This is a genomic window from Azonexus sp. R2A61, assembly GCF_021401135.1.
In the GTDB taxonomy this organism is placed as follows: Bacteria; Pseudomonadota; Gammaproteobacteria; order Burkholderiales; family Rhodocyclaceae; genus Azonexus.
In genome coordinates, this window is record NZ_JACBFO010000003.1 from 166,885 (window position 1) to 185,537 (window position 18,653).

The 18,653-nt window shown below is 63.0% G+C and carries 20 protein-coding genes; 7 read left to right on the forward strand and 13 right to left on the reverse strand.

The features are described from left to right. Positions 1-3: 3 nt before the first annotated feature. The 3 genes from nifK to nifH all read right to left on the reverse strand — a co-directional run bounded on the left by nifK (position 4) and on the right by nifH (position 4,154). Positions 4-1,572: a nitrogenase molybdenum-iron protein subunit beta gene (gene nifK / locus L0962_RS10510; RefSeq protein ID WP_234086382.1), complete on the reverse strand. Its 1,569-nt coding sequence runs from the start codon at positions 1,570-1,572 to the stop codon at positions 4-6. 137 nt (positions 1,573-1,709) lie between these two features. Next, positions 1,710-3,182 carry a nitrogenase molybdenum-iron protein alpha chain gene (gene nifD, locus L0962_RS10515; RefSeq protein ID WP_234086383.1) on the reverse strand — a complete coding sequence of 491 codons (1,473 nt, stop codon included), beginning with the start codon at positions 3,180-3,182 and terminating at the stop codon, positions 1,710-1,712. A gap of 90 nt (positions 3,183-3,272) precedes the next feature. Beyond that, positions 3,273-4,154 (reverse strand): nitrogenase iron protein, encoded by an 882-nt coding sequence (nifH, locus tag L0962_RS10520; RefSeq protein ID WP_234086384.1) that lies wholly within the window; start codon positions 4,152-4,154, stop codon positions 3,273-3,275. A 115-nt stretch (positions 4,155-4,269) separates the two neighbouring features. Between nifH and L0962_RS10525 the strand changes: the two genes are divergently transcribed. The 5 genes from L0962_RS10525 (at position 4,270) to L0962_RS10545 (ending at position 8,362) form a co-directional block, all read left to right on the forward strand. Continuing rightward, complete coding sequence (locus tag L0962_RS10525) at positions 4,270-5,163, forward strand: NAD(+)--dinitrogen-reductase ADP-D-ribosyltransferase (protein ID WP_234086385.1); 894 nt, start codon at positions 4,270-4,272, stop codon at positions 5,161-5,163. A 103-nt stretch (positions 5,164-5,266) separates the two neighbouring features. Beyond that, complete coding sequence (locus tag L0962_RS10530; protein ID WP_234086386.1) at positions 5,267-6,205, forward strand: diguanylate cyclase; 939 nt, start codon at positions 5,267-5,269, stop codon at positions 6,203-6,205. Between the two features lie 148 nt (positions 6,206-6,353). Beyond that, on the forward strand, positions 6,354-7,178 hold the full coding sequence (locus tag L0962_RS10535; protein ID WP_234086387.1) for an SIR2 family protein: 825 nt from the start codon (positions 6,354-6,356) through the stop codon (positions 7,176-7,178). A gap of 246 nt (positions 7,179-7,424) precedes the next feature. Continuing rightward, positions 7,425-7,979 carry a hypothetical protein gene (locus L0962_RS10540; RefSeq protein WP_234086388.1) on the forward strand — a complete coding sequence of 185 codons (555 nt, stop codon included), beginning with the start codon at positions 7,425-7,427 and terminating at the stop codon, positions 7,977-7,979. Continuing rightward, on the forward strand, positions 7,979-8,362 hold the full coding sequence (locus L0962_RS10545; RefSeq protein WP_234086389.1) for a bacteriohemerythrin: 384 nt from the start codon (positions 7,979-7,981) through the stop codon (positions 8,360-8,362). Before L0962_RS10540 ends, L0962_RS10545 begins: the two co-directional genes overlap by 1 nt. Positions 8,363-8,366: 4 nt before the next feature. Here L0962_RS10545 and L0962_RS10550 read toward each other — a convergent pair whose 3' ends face one another. Next, positions 8,367-9,560: a YbfB/YjiJ family MFS transporter gene (locus L0962_RS10550; RefSeq protein WP_234086390.1), complete on the reverse strand. Its 1,194-nt coding sequence runs from the start codon at positions 9,558-9,560 to the stop codon at positions 8,367-8,369. Positions 9,561-9,663: 103 nt separating this feature from the next. On the opposite strand from L0962_RS10550, the gene L0962_RS10555 reads away from it, so the two are divergent. Then, a complete protein-coding gene (locus L0962_RS10555; RefSeq protein ID WP_234086391.1) occupies positions 9,664-10,515 on the forward strand; it encodes a LysR substrate-binding domain-containing protein in 852 nt (283 codons plus the stop codon). Here L0962_RS10555 and L0962_RS10560 read toward each other — a convergent pair whose 3' ends face one another. From L0962_RS10560 to nifB, 9 genes are all read right to left on the reverse strand, one after another. Continuing rightward, on the reverse strand, positions 10,516-11,202 hold the full coding sequence (locus tag L0962_RS10560; RefSeq protein WP_234086392.1) for a DUF3334 family protein: 687 nt from the start codon (positions 11,200-11,202) through the stop codon (positions 10,516-10,518). Positions 11,203-11,281: 79 nt separating this feature from the next. Next, positions 11,282-12,226 carry an ADP-ribosyl-[dinitrogen reductase] hydrolase gene (gene draG / locus L0962_RS10565; protein ID WP_234086393.1) on the reverse strand — a complete coding sequence of 315 codons (945 nt, stop codon included), beginning with the start codon at positions 12,224-12,226 and terminating at the stop codon, positions 11,282-11,284. Then, the gene (locus L0962_RS10570) at positions 12,205-12,777 is read right to left on the reverse strand and encodes a nitrogen fixation protein NifQ (protein WP_234086394.1); all 573 of its coding nucleotides are present in this window, start codon (positions 12,775-12,777) and stop codon (positions 12,205-12,207) included. The genes draG and L0962_RS10570 overlap by 22 nt, the downstream gene beginning before the upstream one ends. Before the next feature lie 7 nt (positions 12,778-12,784). Then, complete coding sequence (locus L0962_RS10575) at positions 12,785-13,147, reverse strand: 2Fe-2S iron-sulfur cluster-binding protein (RefSeq protein WP_234086395.1); 363 nt, start codon at positions 13,145-13,147, stop codon at positions 12,785-12,787. Positions 13,148-13,237: 90 nt separating this feature from the next. Then, positions 13,238-13,525, reverse strand: coding sequence for a 2Fe-2S iron-sulfur cluster-binding protein (locus tag L0962_RS10580; RefSeq protein WP_234086396.1), 288 nt, complete (start codon positions 13,523-13,525; stop codon positions 13,238-13,240). An 18-nt stretch (positions 13,526-13,543) separates the two neighbouring features. Beyond that, positions 13,544-14,815: an FprA family A-type flavoprotein gene (locus L0962_RS10585; protein WP_234086397.1), complete on the reverse strand. Its 1,272-nt coding sequence runs from the start codon at positions 14,813-14,815 to the stop codon at positions 13,544-13,546. After that, positions 14,793-15,263: an ArsC/Spx/MgsR family protein gene (locus L0962_RS10590; protein ID WP_234086398.1), complete on the reverse strand. Its 471-nt coding sequence runs from the start codon at positions 15,261-15,263 to the stop codon at positions 14,793-14,795. Before L0962_RS10590 ends, L0962_RS10585 begins: the two co-directional genes overlap by 23 nt. Continuing rightward, positions 15,263-15,541: a 4Fe-4S binding protein gene (locus L0962_RS10595; protein ID WP_121459371.1), complete on the reverse strand. Its 279-nt coding sequence runs from the start codon at positions 15,539-15,541 to the stop codon at positions 15,263-15,265. Before L0962_RS10595 ends, L0962_RS10590 begins: the two co-directional genes overlap by 1 nt. Further along, positions 15,542-17,044 carry a nitrogenase cofactor biosynthesis protein NifB gene (nifB, locus tag L0962_RS10600; RefSeq protein ID WP_234086399.1) on the reverse strand — a complete coding sequence of 501 codons (1,503 nt, stop codon included), beginning with the start codon at positions 17,042-17,044 and terminating at the stop codon, positions 15,542-15,544. Between the two features lie 202 nt (positions 17,045-17,246). Here nifB and L0962_RS10605 point away from each other — a divergent pair, with 202 nt between their 5' ends. Then, positions 17,247-18,587 (forward strand): (Fe-S)-binding protein, encoded by a 1,341-nt coding sequence (locus tag L0962_RS10605; RefSeq protein ID WP_234086400.1) that lies wholly within the window; start codon positions 17,247-17,249, stop codon positions 18,585-18,587. The last annotated feature ends 66 nt before the right edge of the window (positions 18,588-18,653 follow it).

Below are 18,653 nucleotides of genomic sequence, written 5' to 3' on the forward strand. Positions count from 1 at the left end.
GGCTTAGCGGACCAGGTCGAAGTTGTAGTCGGTGGTGCCCATGCCGATCGTTTCCTTGTCGAGTTGCTCAAGGACGGCGTTCGTCAGTTGGGTGACCACGGACATCATGCCTTCGTAGCCCAGCGTGGTGGCACGGTGCATGTGGTGACGGTCGAAGATCGGGAAGCCGATGCGGATCAGCGGCACTTCGAATTCGTCGCCCTTGTACTTGGTGTCGCGCTGGATGTACTTGCCGTAGGAGTTGCCGATCAGGAAGTCCGGCTTGTCCGTGAAGCACAGGGAGCGCATGTGCCAGAGGTCGTTACCGGCATACACCTTGCCATTGACGCCGAAGGGGCTGGCGTCGAGCACCTTCTGCACGGCCTTGGCCCAACGCTTGTTGCCGTTGTGAGCCAGGATGTGGGTCGGCTCGGCGCCGACTTCCAGCAGGATCTTGACCATGCCCATGACGAAGTCCGGATCGCCGTACAGGGCGAACTTCTTGCCGTGCAGCCAGGCGTGGCTGTCGGAGATCAGGTCCATGCAGCGGCCGCGTTCCAGTTCCAGGGAGGCCGGGATCGGCTTGCCGGTCAGTTCGGCGACCTTCATCAGCAGCTCGTCGGTCCATTCCACGCCCATCGGGATGTTCAGCTTGGGCACGTCGTGGTTCCAGGTGTTCTCGACGTACTTCTTCGTCTTTTCCAGCTGGAAGGGTTGCAGCAGGAGCGTGGTGATGGCGTTCGGTGCATCCTTGATCTGGTCGATCGTGGTGCCGCCCGAGTACATGCGGTATTCACCGTCGGCCGGCGTGTCGAAGGCATCGGTCGGGTCGGACAGCATGGTGTAATCGACGCCCATTTCGGTCAGCATGCGCTTCATCACGCGGTAGTTGCCGAGGTAGGTTTCGAAACCCGGGACCAGGTTGATCGACACCTTGGAACCCGGCTTCTTGCCTTCCATGTCGTTCAGCGTGAAGTACTTGAGGATGCCTTCTTCCATGTTGTCCCAGCCGGTCGTGTGCGAACCGACGAAGGACGGGGTGTGGGCGAAGGGAACCGGGTATTCCTGCTCGATGTGACCTTCCTTCTTGGCGTTGTTGATGAACGCGTTGAGGTCGTCGCCGATGACTTCGGCCATGCAGGTGGTCGACACGGCGATGATGTCCGGCTTGTACAGCGCCTTGGCGTTGGCCAGGCCGTCGAACATGTTCTTCTGGCCGCCGAACACCGCGGCGTCTTCGGTCATCGAGTCGGAAACGCAGGAGCACGGTTCCTTGAAGTGACGGTTGAAGTAGGTGCGGAAGTAGGCGACACAACCTTGCGAGCCATGCACGTAGGGCAGGGTCTTGTGGAAGCCGGTGGCGCAGAGCACGGCGCCGAGCGGCTGACAGGCCTTGGCCGGATCGACGGTCAGGGCTTCGCGCTGGAAGTTGAGGTCCTGGTATTCCTTGGTCGTAGACCACAGGAAGGTTTCCTTGACCTTGTCGGCGGCATGGCCTTCTTCGAACAGGTCACGCTTTTCGGCGAGGTTCTTCTTGTAGTCCTCGTCGCGGAACAACGGATAACACGGCTTGATCTTGTCTGCGGTTTGCATTGCTAGCTCCTTGCCCGGTCCGCCCATTTGCGGCACCCGGCGAAAGGTTGTCGATTCGGTCCCGGTCGGCCGGGCAGATGAAGGACACGCAGTCCGCAATCATCTGCCGTCGCCGGCCGGTTCCAATTTCCTGGTGCTTAGGCGGCCTTCTTGACTTCCTCGGCTTCGACCTTTTTCCAGGGCGGGACGAGGTTCTTGAAGGTCGGGTTGGACAGGGCGATGTCCATGTCACGGGCGAAGATCGCGAAACCGTCGTAACCGTGGTACGGACCCGAGTAGTCCCAGGAGTGCATCTGACGCAGCGGAATGCCCATCTTCTGGAAGATGTACTTTTCCTTGATGCCGGAGCCGACCATGTCGGGCTTCAGGCGCTTGACGAATTCTTCCAGTTCGAAGCCGGTGACGTCGTCGTAGAGCAGGGTGGCATCACCCATTTCCTTGATCGTGCGGTCGTAGTCGTCGTTGTGGGCGAATTCGTAGCCGGTGCCGATGACTTCCATGCCGAGGTCTTCGTAGGCGCCGATCACGTGACGCGGGCGCAGACCGCCGACGTAGAGCATGACCTTCTTGCCTTGCAGACGCGGCTTGTACTTGGCGATCACGGCATCCATGATCGGCTGGTAGCGGGCGATCATGGCTTCGGTCTTTTCCTTGACGGAATCGTCGAAGAAGGCGGCGATCTTGCGGCAGGATTCGACGATCTTCGTCGGGCCGAAGAAGTTGTATTCCATCCAGGGAATACCGTACTTCTCTTCCATGTGACGCGAGATGTAGTTCATCGAACGGTAGCAGTGCAGCAGGTTCAGCTTGACCTTCGGCGTGTTCATCATTTCCGCCAGGGTGCCGTCGCCGGACCACTGGGCGACGACGCGCAGACCCATCTCTTCGAGGAGGATGCGGGTGGCCCAGGCGTCACCGCCGATGTTGTAGTCGCCGATGATCGCGACGTCGTACGGGGTGCTGTCGTAAGCCTGGCCGTCGCGCTTGTCGAGGACCCAGTCGCGGATCGCATCGTTGGCGATGTGGTGGCCGAGGGACTGCGAAACACCGCGGAAGCCTTCGCAGCGAACCGGGATGATCGGCTTGCCGATGGCGGCGGAGCCCTTCTTGGAGACGGACTCGATGTCGTCACCGATCAGACCGATCGGGCATTCGGATTGCACGGAGATGCCGTTGTGCAGCGGGAACAGTTGTTCGACTTCCTCGATCAGCTTGGCGAGCTTCTTGTCGCCGCCGAAGACGATGTCCTTTTCCTGGAAATCCGAGGTGAAGTTCATCGTGCCGAAGGAGTTGATACCGGTCGTGCCGACGTAGTAGTTACGACGGCCGGCGCGCGAGTACTGACCGCAGCCGACGGGGCCGTGGGAGATGTGGATCATGTCCTTGATCGGACCCCAGACCACGCCCTTGGAACCGGCGTAGGCGCAACCACGGATGGTCATCACGCCCGGCAGGGACTTGCGGTTGGAAGTGATGCACTTCTTGGATTGTTCGACGGATTGATCGTTGACCGCAAGATGCTTCTTGCGATCCTTTTGAGCCTTTTCCGGATAAACCTCAAGCACCTCGGCGATGAGGGCTTCGGTTTCTTCGCGAGACAGAGTCGTCATGTTTTCCTCCTGACGTCGCCACCAATCTGTGACCGACGTACTGGTTGAAATTGGCGGGAGCCCAAGCTCCCACCTTCCTGCGGGTAGTGCTTAGGCGGCCAGGTCGGCGGCGGTCTTGCCGACGATCGACTCGTCTTCCTGTTCCATGACACCGAATTCCATCAGCAGGTCTTCGAGCTGTTCCATCTCGATCGGGGTCGGGATGACCAGCTTGGTGTTGTTCAGGACCTTCATGGCCAGCTGACGGTATTGGTCGGCCTGCTTGTGCTTCGGATCGTATTCGATCACGGTCATGCGGCGGATTTCGGCGTGTTGCACGGCGTTGTCGCGCGGCACGAAGTGGATCATCTGCGTACCCATGGCAGCGGCGAGAGCCATGATCAGCTCGTCTTCGCGGTCGGTGTTGCGGGAGTTGCAGATCAGGCCGCCCAGACGGACGCCGCCGGAGTTGGCGTACTTCACGATGCCCTTGGCGATGTTGTTGGCCGCGTACATGGCCATCATTTCGCCGGAGCAAACGATGTAGATTTCCTGAGCCTTGTTTTCGCGGATCGGCATGGCGAAGCCACCGCACACGACGTCACCCAGCACGTCGTAGAAAACGAAGTCGAGTTCGTCGTCGTAGGCGCCTTCTTCTTCCAGGAAGTTGATGGCGGTGATGACGCCGCGGCCGGCACAGCCAACGCCAGGTTCCGGGCCACCGGATTCAACGCACTTGACGCCACCGAAACCGACGGACAGGACGTCTTCGAGTTCGAGGTCTTCAACGGAGCCGGCTTCGGCAGCCAGGTGCATAACGGTGGTCTGAGCCTTGCTGTGCAGGATCAGGCGGGTCGAGTCGGCCTTCGGGTCGCAGCCAACGATCATGACCTTCTTGCCGGCTTCGGCGAGGGCGGCCACCAGGTTTTGAGTGGTGGTGGACTTGCCGATACCACCCTTGCCGTAGATGGCGCATTGACGCAGTTTTGCCATGGTGTAATCTCCTTAGTCTGTCAGTCGATTTGCGAGGAATCAGTGAGAGTCGCACCTCACCTTCTGCACGGACCGTGCCAGGTCGACTGGCAGTCAGTAAGCGACTGAATCAACAATGAAATATCCCGATAGCCCGGTTTTGCCGGATGCGCTGACATCCGACACTCACGACAAAAGCCCTACGCTTTGTAGGGGTGGCGACAAAGCCTCCCTGCCGCGCGACGCCCGCCTGCCGATCAATCGCTGCAATCTGCCCGCCGTCGTGCTCGGTAGCCTGACCTTCCAGCGGCATCCGTCGCCGCTGCTGCTGGATGGCGTCGCCGAACTGCATCACGATCTGTTCCGGCGTCTGTCGATCGCGCCGGAGGACAGGCACGACGAAGTCTTCCGCGATTACATGACGGTCCGGTTCCAGCTCGAGTGGCTGGAGGAAATGGGTTACACCGGTGGCGGCAAGGCCCGGGCAAAGGCCAACTATGTGCGGATGATCCGTGGCTGGAGCTTCGATTCGGACAGCCGCGAAGGGGCCGTCCTGAAAGCCTGGGTCGAGTCCCGTTTCGGCTTGATCCCGCGCTGGCATGGCCAGCCGATCCGCGATCCCGGCGACGAAGCCTACGCCCGCTACATGGAGATGCGCTGCCAGGGGTTGTACGGCACCAATGCGCTGGAAGCGCAATTCGATCTGGTGTACACCTTCTGTCAGTACGAACTGGCCCGCCGCCATCCGGCCGCCCGCCACGTCACGCTGTATCGCGGGGTCAACCGGGTGGCCGATCACGAAATCCTCGCCGATCACGGTGCCGGCCGTTACACCCTCCTGCTCAACAACCTCGGCTCGTTCACCTGCAGCCGCGAGCGGGCTTGCGAATTCGGCGACTACATTCTTGCGGTCGACGTGCCGCTGACCAAGATTTTCTTCCACTGCGGCCTTCTGCCCGGCGTGCTGCAGGGCGAAGACGAGTTCCTGGTGATCGGCGGCGTGGTCGATGTCGCACTGTCGACATTGTGATTGTCGACAAAGATTCGTCCGCCGATAGTACCTAAGTACTACACCTTGCCCGGTGTGCAGGGTATCCTAGCGGCTGTTGCCTTTCCGTCAGGTCCCGATTCCCATGAAGATATTGCTGGTCGACGATTCCCGGGCCATTGCCATGGTGACCACGGCACGCCTCGAATCTTTCGGCCACGAGGTGCGCCACGCCATCGACGGCCCGACGGCGATCGAACTGTTCCAGAAGGAGCATTTCGATCTGGTGCTGATGGACATCGAAATGCCCGGCATGAACGGTTTCGAGACCACTACCCGCATCCGTGCGCTGGAAGGGCATGAGCCCTGGGCCTGGACGCCGATCATCTTCGTCACCGCGACCGATACCGATACCAATCTGGTGACCGCCATCGAGGCCGGCGGCGACGACTTCATCTCCAAGACCGTGCCGGAGAGCGTGCTGCAGGCCAAGATGAAGGCGATGTCGCGTATCGCCCGCTTGCGTACGCGGCTGGCGCTGGCCAATGGCAAGCTGCAGGAACAGGCCAATTGCGATGCGCTGACCGGTCTGCTCAATCGCCGGGCGATGGACCTGCGGGTCGATACGTTGTGGGAAATCGCCGAACATCAGGGCAAGCCGTTCAGCCTGCTGATGATCGACGTCGATAATTTCAAGAAGTACAACGATCACTACGGCCACCCGGCCGGCGACGAGTGCCTGCGGCGGGTCGCCGAGTGCCTGCAGAAGGAGGTCGACGCCGTCAACGCCGACCAGACGGCCCCCGGCGCCTTCGTCGCCCGCTACGGCGGCGAGGAGTTTTCGGTGATCATCCCGGACGCGCCGCATGGCGTTCATGCCGGTATCGCGCTCGGGCTGATCGAAGCAGTGGCCGGCATGCAGATTCCGCATGTGCAAAACGCCGGTTACGGCGTTGTGACGATTTCGGTCGGTACCATCTGCATGACGCCGGCGTCCGGTGCGGTCAAGCTGCTGTTCCGGCGGACCGACGAACTGCTTTACCGGGCCAAGGAAAACGGCCGCAATCGCGTCGAGTTCCTTTGAACGGCCTGTCGCAAAGTCGACATCCCCGCTGACCCCGTTCCGGCATGCCCGCCGGAAACCCGCTTCTTCCGGTCGTTTCGCATTGGGCCTGGATTTTGCTGAGTTACGGTCCACCCCGTAAACAGAGCAAAAAACCATGACACCAGAAATGCGCTCCAAACTGCTCGCCGGCCTTCAGGACGGCAGCATCGTTCCCTACCTCGGACCGGGCGTTCTCGCCGACGTGAAGCATGCCGTTACCGGCGCGCCGATTCCTGCCGACAGCGATTCGCTGATCTATGCGATGAACGACGGCAAGCCGATGGCGCCCAAGCTGATGTACGAATTTCCGCGCGCCGCGATGAACGTCGAGTTGAAGCGCGGGCGGACCACGGTGACCAAGTTCCTGACCCGCACCTACGGCGAGACGCCTTGGACGCGCGGCGCGCTGCACGACTGGCTGAAGGAGATCGCCCCGCACTACGTGATCGACATCAACCGCGATACGCAGTTGCAGGATTCCTACGCCGCCGTGCCGCACACGCTGATCGTCGGCATCGCGCGCATCGGCGGCACCGATTACCGCTACAAGATCTACGCCTGGGACGGCAGCGCCTACCGCCGCGTCGAAACCATCGATACGAGCAAGCCGATCCTGTTCAAGCCGATGGGCACGCCGCGGCCGGAGGCGGTGTATATCGCCTCCGACGCCGATTACGTCGACTTCATCACCGAGCTGATGGGCGGTTTCTCGATTCCGCCGGAGGTCAAGGAACTGCGCAAGGGCAAGCAGTATTTGCTGATGGGCATGCGCCTGAACCGCGATACCGAGCGCATGGTGATGGCCGACATGATCTACTCGGCGGCCGAACCGTCCGGCTGGGTGTTCATCAAGGAACCGACCGACAAGGAGCGTCGCTTCTGCCGCAAGGTCGGCCTGGAAATCCTCGAGGAAGACGTCTTCGAATTCATCGGCGCCGCCGTCGCCGCCTGAGCGCCGCAAGCCGTTGTACCGGCCCGCCGCCGGTCGTTCTCCGGAACGCCGCGGCGGGCTTTCCTTTTGCGGTCGACCGCCGTTTTTTGCCGATTTCCGCGGTCGACCGCAAAAGTGTCGCAAATCCGACAAACGGCTTCCGGCAGGAAAGCGGGAAGCACGCAACCATGCGGTTTTCCCGGCCGGCAAGGAAATTGCTCGACAGGGGTTCGAACACCATTTTCATCTCAGGGAAGGAATACAAAAATGTTGCTGGATCGCTACGAACATCTCTTCTTCAACGCCAACTTCAGCGAAGTCTTCAGTGGCGCCGTTGCCGCCTATCGCGGCGAACTGATCGTCAAGGAAGGCGAAATCACCGACGAACAGGGCCGTCGCAAGCCGCCGGTCGAAGTCATGAAGCAGGCCATCGTGCTGGCCGACGGCGACAAGCTCAAGTTCATTTCCGGTTCGCTCGACGAATTCCAGTACTTCCACGGCTTCATGGACAAGTTTGGTGCCGACATCACGGCCGACACCCTGGTCATCCTGTTTGTGGTCAATATCGACAATCCCTTCATCGCCGACGTCAATGGCGCCAAGGCGGTCTTCATTCCGCTGGTCCAGGGCATGACCTGGAATGAACTGGGCGATCTGGCTGCGCTGGAAAAGGGCGACTTCAAGGGGCAGGGGGCCGCTGAAAAGGTCGTCACCATGTACGACGCCCTGAAGGGTAACAAGTACAAGTATCCGGAATCGACCGTCGAGCTCGAACTGACCAAGACCAACAGCAACAAGCGCGTTAACCACGGCGCCGTCTGATGCCTTGGGAAGCGCACATGGCGCTCGGGGTGGCGGACATGGACGCCACCCATCGCGAATTCGTCGAACTGCTCGAAGCATTGCGCGGGGCCGACGACGCGAGTTTTCCCGGACAGTTCGCGCAATTGCGCGAACATACCCGGCTGCATTTCGAGCACGAGGGGCGGCTGATGAAGTCCTGCCGCTTCCCGGCGACCGGCGAGCACAACAGCGAACATCTGCGGGTACTCGGTGAAATGGCGCAACTGTCGCGCAGCGTTGCCGCCGGCCGGCTGATGGCTGCGCGCAGCTACGTTGCCGGCCTGCCCGGCTGGTTTTCCACCCATCTGCAAACGATGGATGCCGCGCTTGCCGCGCGGCTGAAGGCGACGACCGCCGCCTGAATCCTCAGGCGACGGCGAGGGCGGCGCTTTCCCGGCGCTGCACCGACTTCAGGACGAACAGCAGCAGCGTGCCGACGGCCATCACGCCCGCCGCCAGATAAAGTCCCGGTACATAACCGCCGAAATGCGTCGCCAGCCAGCCGGTCAGCGCCGGCGCGGCAATCTGCGCGACGCCGTAGGAAATCGTCATCTTGCCCATCATCTTGGCCGGCTTGGTCGGGTAGAAGCGCCCGGCCATGGTCAGCACCAGGCTGACCATGCCGACGAAGGTGCCGCCGAACAGCAGCGCGCCGAGCAGCGAGGCGATCAACCCGCCGACGACGACCGGCAGCAGGATGCCGACGATCTGCAGCAGGGAGGCGAGGATCAACGCGTTGATGTCGCCGGTGCGGCGGGCGATCAGGTCCCAGTTGAAACAGGCCGGCGCGGCACCGATGCCGATCGCCAGGAAGACGATGTTGCCGAGGCCGGACATGCCCGGCAGCTGGTTGATGATGGCGACGATGAAGGTGGCGCTGACTACGAAGCCGACGCCGGCGCAGAAATAGGTGGCCATGAACAGGCGCAGGAACAGCGCGGACGGCGGGTTGTCCTCCAGTTTCTGGCCGGTCTTGCTGACCGTGCTGCTGTCCGGCGCCGGCAGCCAGCGCAAGGCGATCACTGCCAGCAGGCAGCCGATGCCGCTGAGCGCGAACCATTGTTCGCGCCAATCCAGAAAATGGCGCATGACTTCGGCGGCCAGCGCGCAGCCGGCAATGCCCAGGCCGATACCGGCGAAATGGATGCCCAGTTCGGCGCGGTGTTCGTGGCGGATCAGCCAGTTGAGGATCAGCCCGGTACCAAGCAGCATCGCCGCAGCGCTGCTCAGGCCGGCGACGAAACGCGAGATCGCCCAGAGCGCGAAGCTGTCGCTCAGCCCCATCAGCACGGTACTGGCCACGGCAACCAGCATGCCGATGCGGAACAGGCGGTCCTTGATCGTCAGGTCGCTGATCGATGCGGCGAGCAGCGCGCCGGACAGGTAGCCGCCATAGTTGATCGCCGCCAGCCAGCCGGCTTCGGCAATGCCCAGACCGGCCTGTTGCTGCATCAGCGGCAGCAGCGGGGTATAGGCGAAACGGGCAATGCCCAGGGCCAGTACCAGGCTGCAGATACCGGCCCCCATCACCTTCAGACGCGCTTTTTGTTCGGGGTTCATCGCTTGTTGTCCTTGTTTTGAGTCGATGGGGAGAAGATAAACGGCGATTAATATCTGTACAATTGATTTATCAAGAATGAAATATTCTTTTTTGGAGAATGGTATGGAACTGCTCGCGCTGAAGACTTTCCAGGCCGTCGTCGAGGAAGGCGGCGTGCTGGCCGCCTCGCGTCGCCTGAATACCGTGCAGTCGAACGTCACCGGCCGGATCCGCAAACTGGAAGAGGAACTGGGCACCGAACTGTTCATCCGCAAGGGACGCGGTCTGGAGCTGGCGCCATCGGGGCGGGTGTTGCTCGATTACACGCGGCGCATGCTGATGCTCGAGCGGCAGACCGCCAGCGCCGTCCGGCTGGCCGGCGAGAATGCCGGCGAGTTGCGAATCGGGGCGATGGAGACCTTTGCCGCACTGCACCTGCCGGCCGCGCTGAAGGTGATGCGGACGACGCATCCCGGGCTGGAATTGCGCGTCTATACCGATACCAGCCTGACGCTGGCGGACAAGGTCCTGCATCACAAGCTCGACTGCGCCTTCGTCGCCGGGCCGGTGGCGCATCCGGCGCTGAGTTTCGCCCAGACGGCGGTCGAGGAACTGGTCCAGGTCCATGCGGCCGATGCCGATCCCGCGCTGCTGCCGTTGATCCTGTTCCGCGAGGGGTGCGCCTACCGGACGCGGGCGCTGGCCTGGCAGCGGACCCAGGGATTCACCGCCGGCGAGGCCATGGAGTTCGGTACGCTGGAGGGCATTCTCGGTTGCGTGGCAGTCGGTCTGGGCTGGACCTTGATGCCCCGACGCAGCGTCGAACAGTCCCTGCATCTGCCGGATCTGGTGATCGAGACCTTGCCGCCGGAAATCGCGCAGGTGCCGACCGGCATGATCGTGCACCGCGACGCCCCGGTGCTGCCGGCGCTGGAAACCCTCAGAACTGCCCTGATCGGGCAGTTTGTCCGCTGATCACATGCCCAGCGACTTGAGCAGGTCCTCGTGGTCGTCGCCAGCCGCCGGGGCCGGTTTGGCCACGCCCGACGGGCTGCCGGCCTGGGCGATCAGTTCGTCGGGATCGGGCACTTCGTTGGGTTCGAAATCGTAGAGCTTGATGAATTCGGTACGGTCGGTCGCCAGTTCCAGATAGAAAATGTTGTTGCGACCGGTGTAGAACGTGACGCGGCGCGCTTCCGGATGGTCGAGATGGGTGTCCACGCTGAGGATGACCTGCTTGTTCAAGGCCAGCATCTTCGGCTGGTTCTGGGTGATGTGCGTCTGCAGTTCGCGGCCGACCTTGCCGGTGAAGTCGCCGACGATCTGGTTCATCAATTCGCCCATGACGTTGGCGACCTCGTCCGAGGTATGGCTGGTGGCCAGTTCCTCGCGGGCCATGCCCATGTTCAGCAGGTAGTCGGCGTACAGTTCCATCGCCGCCTGGGCCGAGAAATTGATCACCACCAACCCGGAGAATCCGCCATCGAACAGCACGAAGCAGCCGATATCCGGCTTCAGGCAGGTCTTGGTGATGCGCTGGACCATGCCGGAGTAGCGGATTTCGCTGTGCGTCGCGAAGTTGAGAACCTTGGTCACCGATTCGCACAGACCGCGCAGCAGGTCTTCCGTGCCGAAAACGGCGGGATGGGTGGGAGGATTCATGAACGGGCACTCCGGCAGGGCAATGATGGCCGTATGTATAGCACAGCTTTTCGCCGGATGACCGGACGGTGACAGGGTTTCAGCACGAACCCGAGAGTTGCAGCAGGGCTTCGGCCTGCTTTTCGCAGCGCGCGCGGGTCGTCTCGTCGAGGTTGCGCAGCCAGCGCTTCGGGATGTCGGCCAGGCCGTAACGGGCGCCGGCCAGCATGCCGGCGATGGCGCCGGTGGTGTCGGCGTCGCCACCGCGGTTGACCACATCGATCAGGCAGTCCTCGAAACACTCGGTGGCGAACAGCGACTGGAATACCGCCTGGATCGTGTCGACGATGTAGCCGGAAGGGTTTTCCACCGGCTTGCGGTCCCAGGTGAAGACCGGAAAATCGCCGACCAGGCGGCCGGCGCGTTCGCGTTCGACGGTCAACGCATCGCCGCCGAGCAGGAAGTCCTGCACCATGAAGACCAGCGTTTCGCAGGCAGCGTCGGATACCGTGTTGTGGTGCGTCACGTGTGCCTGTGCGCGGCAGGCGGAAATCACCGTTTCCGGCGGTTGACCGCAGGTGGCCAGTGCCACCGGCAGGATGCGCATCGCGGCGCCGTTGCCGGCATCGTGTTCGGAGGCCGGCGCCTGCGGATCGCCGCTGCGTCGGAAGGCGATCAGGTTGCGCCGTACGGTGTTGCCGATGTCGACCGGTTTGCCGCGCATCCAGGCGTCGAAGGCGTGGGCGGCGGCCAGCGCATCGACGCGGCCGACACCGAGAATGGCGTCGCCGAGCGCCAGCGACATCGTCGTGTCATCGGTGACCTGGCCGGCTTTCAGACGCAGCCAGCCGCCGCCGCGGATTTCGTCATGGACGCCGTACTGGGTGCGGATTTCCTGCGGTGTCATGAATTCGACGGTGGCGCCGAGCGCGTCGCCGATGGCCAGTCCGAGGTAGGCGGCCAGCGCACGCTCGACCCGCGGCGGGCGTGCCGCCCGGCGCCGGACCGGCGCATTGCGGGCGATCAGTTCTCCGGTCCAAAACATTTGGCGTGATCGGCGCAGACGCCGCAAGAGGGGGCGGGGCAGACGTAGATGCCTTCGCGGGCGCAGAACTGGCGATAGAGGAATTTCTTCCACTTCATGTCGCCGGTGTTGGCGCGGGCCAGGGCGGGAAAGTTGATCCACATCAGGCGGGAGAGTTCGTCGCGTCCGTTCAGGCCGAGATCCTGCCACAGATGGTCCTTGCCGGCGCAGGCGGCGACCAGGATGTCGATCATCCATGTCTCGCTGGCGAACTCGTGGGCGCGGTGGTCGGTGAGCAGGCGTTGCAATTCTTCGCTTTCCGGCAGGTCGACCGCAGCCGTCGGCGCGAAGTCCGGCAGGCAGCCCGGAAACAGGTGGTGCATCAGTTCGGTGTGGCGCTGCTCGCCCAGCCCGAGATGCGCCGGCAGGCAGCCGTAGCCGGCGGCCTGGCCGGCGATCAGGCTGGCCAGCAGGGGACGGTTCGGATCGCGTGCCGCCGCACCGGCCGCTGGCGCGGCCAGCAGCTCGGTTTGCAGCAGCATGCGGTAGGGCAGGCGATCCGGACCGTTCATGTCGCGCTTACTTGCTGGGGTACTCGACCAGGATGTCCTCGTCGCGGACGATCATCTGGCAGGCCAGGCGCCATTGGGTCGGCGGAATGTCGTCGACGTACATCTGCTCGACCTCGGCCTTGGTGATGTGGCCGAGCTCGAGCAGCGCCGCGACTTCGCGCGGGTTGAGCGGGCCACCCATCGGACGGCGCTTGCCATCGACCGACGAGACCTTGACCAGACAGGTGCCGCAGTTGCCTTCCTGGCAACCGAAATCGATCGGGATGTGATGTTCCTTGGCCAGCGACAGGATGGTCTGGGTGTGGCTGCCAGCCACGGCGTAGACCGTCTTGTCCTTGTGCATCGGGCTGCTGAAAGTGATGAGAGCCATTGCTTGTATCTCCGTTGTTTGAGCGGTGGTTTCGAGTTTCTCTGTTGTGGCCGGGCGTTCCGTGCTTTTAATCTTGTCCTGGGTTGCCCGTCAGGCGGGCTTGACGACGATTTCGCCGCCGATGATCTGGGCCTGGCAGGCCAGGCGATGATTGCGTGGCGCCATGTTGTCCTTGAGCACCTGGTCTTCCAGGATGCTCGGCGGGGCGAGGTTTTCGCCGCCGGAGACGATCTTGGTCAGGCAGGTGCAGCATTCGCCTTCGCGGCAGCCGTAGGTGATGCCGGCGCCGACCTTTTCCGAAACCTCGATCAGCCGGGTGCCGGCCGGTACGGTGACCGATACGCCGATATCCTCGAAAGTGACTTTTGCCTTGGGCATGTTGTTTTCTCCCTGTGGTTAAGCAAGCGAAGCCATATCGACTTCGCGATGTTCGACCCGGCCGGTCAGGTGACGGGCCAGCTTGTCGCCGAGTTCGCGGCAGGCGTCGAGTTCGCCAGCGTCCGGCACCAGCTTGATGCGCAGTCCTTCGACCGGCACGCGCAGCTTCAGGCCGCGCAGGCGATCCTCGATCAGCCGCACCGCTTCGCCGCTCCAGCCGTAGGATCCGAAGGCGGCACCGAGCTTGCCCTTGACGTTGACGGTGGTCAGCGACGAGAGCACGTCCCACACCGGCTTGACCGCGTCGGCGTTGATCGTCGGGCTGCCGAAGGCCAGCCCGTCGGCTTCCTCGATCAGGTCGGTGAACACGCCCGACTCGCCGCCTTCGAGGTCATACAGCGAAACGCGCACGCCGCCGATCTGTTCGGCACCGGCGGCCAGCGCTTCGGCCATCCGGCGGGTGTTGCCGTAGGCCGAGATGTAGAAGACGACCAGTGTCTTCTCGTTGCGTGCCTCGTTGAACAGCCGCGGCGTCGCCAGTTCGCGGTAGCGATGCACGTAGTCGCGCGGCTGGTGGCGCAGGATCGGGCCGTGTGCCGGGGCGATCATCGCCAGTTCGTTCGGTTCGATCAGCGCGATGGCGTCGAGCACGTACTCGCGGAACGGCCGCATGATGTGCGCGTAGTAATACTCGAACGAGAAACGGAAATCGCCGACCTGGTCGTTGAACAGTCGCGCATCGCAGAAATGGCAGCCGAACACGTCGCCGGAGAACAGGATGCCGTCTTCGACCAGATAGGTGCATTGCGTGTCCGGCCAATGCAGGTAGGGCGTGTGCAGGAAACGCAGCGTACGGCCGCCGAGGTCGACGGTATCGTCGGTGGTCACCGGGATGTACTCGGGCGGTGCTTCGCCGGTTGGCTTGAGCAGTGCCTTCAGCATCATCTGTGCGCGGCTCGATAGATAGACCTTGGCCTGCGGCGCGCGCTTGAGCAGTTCGGGCAGCGCGCCGCTGTGATCGGGCTCGAGGTGGTTGAGCACGATGGTGGTGATCTCGTCGTAGCGGGCGACCGATTCGAGACGCTGGAAGAAGGTGTCGGCAAAACTTTCCTTGACCGTGTCGATCACCGCGACGCCGGTCTCGCCGCGCACGACGTAGCTGTTGTAGCTGGTGCCGTTGGCGGTCTTCAGGATGATGTCGAAACTGCGCAGATGCGGGTCCAGGGCGCCCACCCAGTGGACGCCCGGGGCGATTTCAACGGCGCTGTCAGTGAGTGCCGCAGCCGGCATGCTCCCCTTCTTCCTCGTGTTCGGCGCTGCCGCATTTGCCGTGACCTTCCGGTCCATGCACGCAGGCCTCGATGTTGCCTTGCGGCAACTCGACGTTTTTCAGTCCGATCCAGGCGTCGACCGCAGCCGTGTCGAAGCCGACCATCCGCGTCTCGCCGACTTCCATCAGCGGGCGGCGGATCAGCAGCGGGTTCTCCAGCAGCATGTGCAGCGCGTCCTCGAAGCCGAGGGCTTCGGGAACGATCTCGCCGGCCTTGATCGCCGGCGCGGCGCGGTTGAACCAGTCGGCAACCGGCAGCGGGCCGAGAAACTGCAGCAGGCGTTCTGCGGTCCACGGTTCGCCCTTGAGGTTTTTCGCCTGGACGGTGTGCCCGGCTGCGGCGAGCAGCGTTTTCTGACGCAGGTTGCCCTTGCAGCCGGGTTTCTCGTAGAAGGTGACGGTTGCCATCAGGCCGCCTCGCGCCACAGACCGAATTCCTTCAGCTTTTCGATCGGGATGCCGGTCAGCGAGCCGGGCGGGTTCAGGAACTCGCCCAGTTCGTTGACGATGGCCATCTCGATCGGACAGATCGCGGCGCACTGGGGATCGGCGTGATCGCCCAGGCATTCCGTGCATTTCATGTCGTCGATCAGGAAGTGCGGCTTGTCCTGGAAGATCGCGTCGTTCGGGCAGACATCGACGCAGGCCCAGCAATTGACGCAGGATTCGGTGATCTGGAGTGCCATTTACGCCACCTTCAGGGTTTCGGGTTGCGGCAGCAGCTTGCCGGTGGCGGCGATGTCCTCGTACACCTTCATCACCGCTTCCTCGATCGGCTCCATCGCATGTTCGCCGTTCGGCGCGATGCCGGCGGCTTCCAGCTTGGCCCAGGGTTCGTAGCCGACCTTGGAACACAGCACGACCTCGCAGCCGGAAAGAATCCGGATGTTGCGGTCGAGCAGCGATTCGGTCTCGCCCGCGCCGACCACGTCGCCGTCGCCGCAGCTGTCCATGCCGCCGCAGTACAGCTCGGTCTTGCGATGGCCGATGAAGCGGACGCCGTCCGGCGAGGCTTCGTAGATCAGGAACTCCTTGGCATGGCCGAAGTGTTCGGCGACGACGCCGTTCTTGCCGGCCACCGCCATCAGCACCGGTCGCGAACCTTCCGGAATGCCGGTCGGCTTGGGCTTGACGATGCCGCGTTCGGCGTCCAGCTTGACCATGATCTCGTCGTGCACCGCCTTGCGGCGAACCATCGCGGCTTCGTAATCGACATCCATCACGTCGATCTTGTCCATGGTGAATTCGTCGCCACGATCCTCGCCGAGCAGGCCGACCGCGTCGGCCCGACACTGGCGGCAGTGACGCATCATCGACATGTCGCCGGCGCATTCGTCCTGTAGCGCCTGCAGTTCCTCGTCGGTCGGGCTGCGCTGTTCCATCAGGCCGTAGTAGGTGCCGTGCTCGGCTTCGGCGATCAGCGGCATCACGTTGTGCAGGAAAGCGCCCTTGGCCTTGACGATCTTCGAGACTTCCTTGAGGTGCTCGTCATTGACGCCCGGGATCATCACCGAGTTCACCTTGACCAGGATGCCGCGCGAGGTCAGCGCTTCGAGCCCCTTCTGCTGCTGCTCGATCAGGATGCGCGCGCCTTCGATGCCGAAGATGCGCTTGTTTTCCCAGTAGATCCACGGGTAGATCTTGGCGCCGATCTCGGGATCGACGCAATTGATCGTGATCGTCACGTGATCGATGTTGTGCTTGGCGATCTCGTCGGCATACTGCGGCAGGTTGAGGCCGTTGGTCGACACGCAGAGCTTGATGTCCGGGGCTTTTTCCGAGAGTTGCTGGAAGGTCTCGAAGGTGCGGGCCGGGTTGGCCAAGGGGTCTCCGGGTCCGGCGATGCCGAGTACCGTCATCTGCGGGATTTCGGCGGCGACGGCCATCACCTTCTTGATTGCCTGGTCCGGCGTCAGCAGTTCCGAGACGACGCCCGGCCGCGATTCGTTGGAGCAGTCGTACTTCCGGTTGCAGTAGTTGCACTGGATGTTGCAGGCCGGCGCGACGGCGACGTGCATGCGGGCGAAGTAGTGGTGCGCCTGCTCGGAATAGCAGGGATGGTCCTGCACCTTGGCCCGGATGTGCTCCGGCAGGTGGGCCAGCGCGTCCGGTGCGGTGCCGCAGCCGCTGGATGAGCAACCGCCGCCTTCCGCTGCCGGCGCGCTGCTGCTGATGACTGGAAGTTCCACGATGAAAGCTCCTCAATGATCGGTACGCAGCCTGTTCAGCAATCGCTGTGCCAGAGGTCAAATCGATGGAAAAACAGGGGTTTAGCTTTTTCCGGTGGTCTGCCTGTCGGGGCCTTGTCGCAAACGCGACAGCGGTTTGCGTACGTAAATGTATGATTTGAGAAGGTTTCTCATTGGCACTGGTTTTGCGTGCCGCTTTGTCATGAAAACCTATCTCGACTGGTCGGCCTACGATACCTACGGGGTCGGCGACGCCTATGCCGGCATTCCGGCCACCGGCGGCAACTACGCCAAGGCAGTGGCCGTCTGCATGAACAATCACCAGTGTCAGCGCGACGGCAAGGGCGTGATGTGCCCGAGTTACCGCATCACGCACGATCCCGCCCATTCCACCGGTGCCCGGGTCAAGGCGTTCAAGGCGGCGCTGAACGGCGAACTCGGCGACGATCCTTTCGCCCATCCCGATCTGGCGGCGGCGATGGAGCTCTGCGTGTCGTGCAAGGGCTGCAAGAAGGAATGCCCGAGCGCCGTGGACATGACGCTGATCAAGACCGAATACCTGGCGCAGAAGAACGCCCGGCTCGGCGTTTCGCGGCGGATCCGGCTGATCGCCGCCTTGCCGCGCTGGCTCCACGAATGGCGACCGACGCTGAAATTCCTGGTACGCCGGCGCAATGCCTGGCCGTGGCTGGCCCGGCTGGCCGAACGCTGGCTGGGGCTGAGCGCGCAGCGGCCGATCCCGGAAATCGTCGCCGACGGCTATCTCGCCCCGCCGGCCGAATCCTGCGGTCAACGCGGCAAGGTGGTGCTTTTTGTCGATACCTTCACGCATTACTACCAGCCGGAAGTGGCCGATGCGGCGATCGAGGTGTTGCGTGCCGGCGGTTATGCGGTCGACGTGCTGCAACCGGCAAAAACCGACGGCGAACCGAATCGGCCGCTCTGTTGCGGGCGAACCTACCTGTCGCAGGGGCTGGTCGACGAGGCGAAGCAGGAAGCGCAGCGGGTGATGGCGGCGCTGGCCCCGGCGCTGGCCGACGGTACGCCGGTCGTTGGGCTGGAGCCGTCCTGCCTGCTGGCGTTGCGCGACGAGTTCTACAGCCTGTCGCTCGGGCCGGAGGTCGGCCAGCTGTCGAAACAGGCTTTCCTGTTCGAGGAATTCCTGATGCGTGAAGGCAACCGCGGGCTGAAACTCGATCTCAAACCGATCCCGGGTGGCCGCGCCGTCGTGCATGGCCATTGCCACCAGAAGGCCTTCGGTGCGATGAAGTCGGTCAGGAAGGTGCTCGGCTGGATTCCGCAGTTCGAGTTCGACATCGTCGATGCCAGTTGCTGCGGCATGTCCGGCAGTTTCGGCATGGAAAGCGAGCATTACGAAGCATCGCGGGCGATGGGCGAACTGGCGCTGTTGCCGGCGGTGCGCAACGCGTCGGCCGACGCCGTCATCGTCGCCGACGGTTTTTCCTGTCGGCATCAGATCAAGGACGGCAGCGGCCGCGACGCGGTGCACGTCGCCGTGCTGCTGGCCCGCGCCTTGCACTGAGCGCCCGATTGCCCGCCGGGGGCGTGCTCTGCTAGTGTTGTCGGGCTTGCTCGCCAGGGAGGGTAC